The following is a 3,300-nucleotide window of genomic DNA, read 5'->3' as shown; positions in this document are numbered from 1 at the left end:
GCACTAAAGTGCTTACTACGAACTAATTCCTATGGAATGGGAAGAAATTTGCGCGGGAAATGGAGAATGCTTATTTACAGATGATGGCAAAAGTACATTGATAGTAAATAAGTACGTAGTTAGGACTTTAGTCCTCAATTAAAATCATTGAAATTTTAGCACTAAAGTGCTTACTACGAACTAATTATCCCAATCTTTACCATAATCTCTAACGGGATATTCAACCCAAGAATCACGTAACCATTGCCGTCCGTTCGTTTCTAAATACCAGTGAACACTACTCTCAACCCAATCATAAGGTGATTTTACTAAACCGTGTTTTACAGGGTTGTAATGAATATAGTTAAGATTTGTATAGTAATGTCTTTGGGAGCGAATAGCTCTATCTGCCCAACGATACCATATTTTTCGCCCAGTTACATTGTCTTCTTGATTCCATTGACGAGAAAGCACACCATGTATTTTGCGAAATAACTCACTCAAAACATCAAATTCTCTTATTTGCACTAGTAAATGATAATGATTAGGCAAAATTACCCAGGCACAAATCCTGATGTTTGTGGTCAGTTCTTCAGCACTACCCTCATCACCAAACTTATCAAATATCATCTTTAGCATCTGCTGACGACGACACTCCAAACTCATATAAAATTGATGTTCATAGCAAGCTGCTGTTAATAAATAATATTCTCTATCTTTAACTGGATGTGGTGGTGAATGAGGTGGATAACCCTGACTTAAACGATACTGCAATAGTTCGGCTTTTTGTTCATCTGTAAGTTTTCGATATTCGTACATAGATTTTAATTAGATTAAAATATTAGGGCTAAAGCCTCTACTACGGACTAATTTAATCAAATCATTATTTAGCGATCGCAATCTTTGGAAATTGTCTGGTTTGTAGTCAGGACTTTAGTCCTCTCTGTACTGAAAGCCCTTACTAAGAAATCATGTAGTTTATTCCTTATTTGGCGATCGCATTCTTGAGAGATTGTCTAGTTTGTGTTTGAAAAAATACTTAATGTAAATTGAAATGAGGACTAAAGTCCTCACTACGAGCATGAGTTAGAGATTAAACATTGAGATTTTCTCTGGTGGTACAGCAATGAAATTTAGCTGGTGAGAATCTTGGGAAAAATTAACAGGGATGAATTTCTGCATGAAAGGCTGATAGTAAAATAACTGATATCCTATACTCTGTAAATACTCTGCTACCTCAATATTACTACCTTGGCTACCTGCTATATTTTCATAGAGAATCACTGGTGTAAACTGATTTATTAACTGCTGACTACCAGCTAAAACAGCCATTTCATGCCCTTCAGCATCCATTTTCAGAAAATCAACCTGTTGAATATTTTCTTGCTCAATTAGACTATCTAAAGTAAAACAGGGAACTTCTTCAAAAGAGCCAGAAGGCATATCTGCTGCTGCTTCACCTGAAATAATTTCGTTTAGTTCATTAGCAGAGTGCAGTAATAATTTAACAGTGCTATTCTTATCACTAGCCGCACCTGCACAAACTTTCACCCAGGGTAATTCATTAATTTTACAGGTTTCTTGCAAACAACGGACACAACCAGAAAAGGGTTCAATAGCTAAAACTCGTCCTGTCTTTCCTACTTTTAATGCAGCACTAAAAGTATAAACACCCACATTAGCACCAACATCAATAACCGTCATTCCTGGTTTGATGTAATTGCGCCAAAATTCCATTTCTTTCTCAAACCAATCTTGCTCAGTTAGTAATACGCTGGTAACAATACTCCGTAAACTTGGCTCAACTGCTATGGTAAAATCACTTTCAAAAGGCAGATATGTAAATAAGTTATCTGCTGATAATTGCGTCCATTTCCAATCAGGAGATAACTGATCTTGCTGATAAAATTGACTAGAAAATTCTCGCCATTGATTAGCAATTTCTAGCTGCTGTAAATCTCGATAAGCTAAGTATAGAGACTGCAAAATCGGTGCGTAACTTGGTTCTAAATGTCTAGCTTGGTGTAAATATAAAATACCTTCCGCTTGTCCACCCATTAAATTAGCTATGCCTATCTTTAAATGCAGATTAACTGAATTTGGTAAAATTTGATTAGCTAAATATAAAAGTCTCTGACTTCCCGAAGTGTAAAAAGCAATTTGTGAGCAAGATATAATATCACTTAATACAAATAATGCTTGTTGATAACTATTTTCAGACAGTAATATTTTCTCTAGACATTTTTGATCATGAGCAGCAAGTCTTTTATTTTTTGTAAATAAATAGATTAAATAAGGATTATGATTCTCTGATCTAGTGTAAGCATATTGTAAGGAGTTAATAAATGTACCAAATGCTATTTCTAAAGCTTTTGATCTTTCTCCCAACCAACTATTAACTAAAGCTAAATGGGCTGCACAAATTGGATGTCTATCTAGCTCAAAACCATTATTTAAGGCTTCAAATGCCATTTCTAGATAGACAGAACGCATGGTGAGATTATCGCTACACTGTTCTGCTTCAGTCATTGCTACTACTGCTATATTATTCCAATCAGCAGAAGTATTTGGTTCATCCCAAGATGTATTTGCAAGAATGACAGATATTTTTTCCAAGGTATCTTTGCTAATTGATGGTAAGATTGCTTGGATATAATGCCAATAAGAATTATCATTAGTCGCAGAAGAATTCATAAATCAATCCTTTATAATTTCAAATACACAGATTAAAATACTTGTAATCAACTTAATTATAGCAGAGTATAAAATAATTTAATCTTACGTTTATTGCTTCTTCACATCCGCCAACACAGTTTTATAATCCTGTCTATCAGGATACAGCTTAACCAACCTCTCCATGAGTGCGATCGCTCCTTTCGTATCTCCAGAGTTTGACACTCTCAGGTCTAAAGACACTGAGATTCTTGAATCAAGGACGTGACTTACTGAGACAGGATTTCTCCAACCAGAGCAGGGGTCTCATCTCCCCAAGCGTTGCTTGCGTCTAGCGCAAAAGTTCCCGTATGCCCTACGGTACTCAATCCCCGACTCAGGATATTTCTAGCTGCGTTTTCATCTCTATCCATGAAGCATCCACACTTACAAACGTGGGTTCGAGTAGATAGGGTTTTCTTGACAATTTCACCGCAACTAGAGCATTCCTGGCTAGTATATTGTGGATTAACAGCCACCGTGACTCTCTTGAATACTTTTCCAAAATATTCAAGCCAGACACGGAACTGATACCAGGATGCGTCATTTATTGACTTAGCTAAACAATGATTTTTCACCATGTTTTTAATTCTCAAATCTTCATAGGAT

The 3,300-nt window shown here is 35.9% G+C and carries 3 protein-coding genes and 1 pseudogene; all 4 read right to left on the bottom strand.

The window, feature by feature from the left end; all coding sequences use genetic code 11:
• Nucleotides 1–180 precede the first annotated feature (180 nt).
• Nucleotides 181–798 (bottom strand): transposase, encoded by a 618-nt coding sequence (locus FJR38_RS07035; protein WP_168536141.1) that lies wholly within the window; start codon nt 796–798, stop codon nt 181–183.
• 267 nt (nt 799–1,065) lie between these two features.
• Nucleotides 1,066–2,673: an FkbM family methyltransferase gene (locus FJR38_RS07030; RefSeq protein ID WP_168536139.1), complete on the bottom strand. Its 1,608-nt coding sequence runs from the start codon at nt 2,671–2,673 to the stop codon at nt 1,066–1,068.
• 90 nt (nt 2,674–2,763) lie between these two features.
• Nucleotides 2,764–2,862 (bottom strand): annotated as a pseudogene (locus tag FJR38_RS28260) (tetratricopeptide repeat protein); the annotation flags it as partial.
• A 59-nt stretch (nt 2,863–2,921) separates the two neighbouring features.
• A partial coding sequence (locus FJR38_RS07025) for an RNA-guided endonuclease TnpB family protein (protein WP_168536137.1) occupies nt 2,922–3,300 on the bottom strand: 379 nt, incomplete at its 5' end.

Origin of the sequence: Anabaena sp. UHCC 0253, assembly GCF_009712085.1 — a bacterium.
In the GTDB taxonomy this organism is placed as follows: domain Bacteria; phylum Cyanobacteriota; class Cyanobacteriia; order Cyanobacteriales; family Nostocaceae; genus Dolichospermum.
This window is presented reverse-complemented; position numbering and strand designations above follow the sequence as displayed.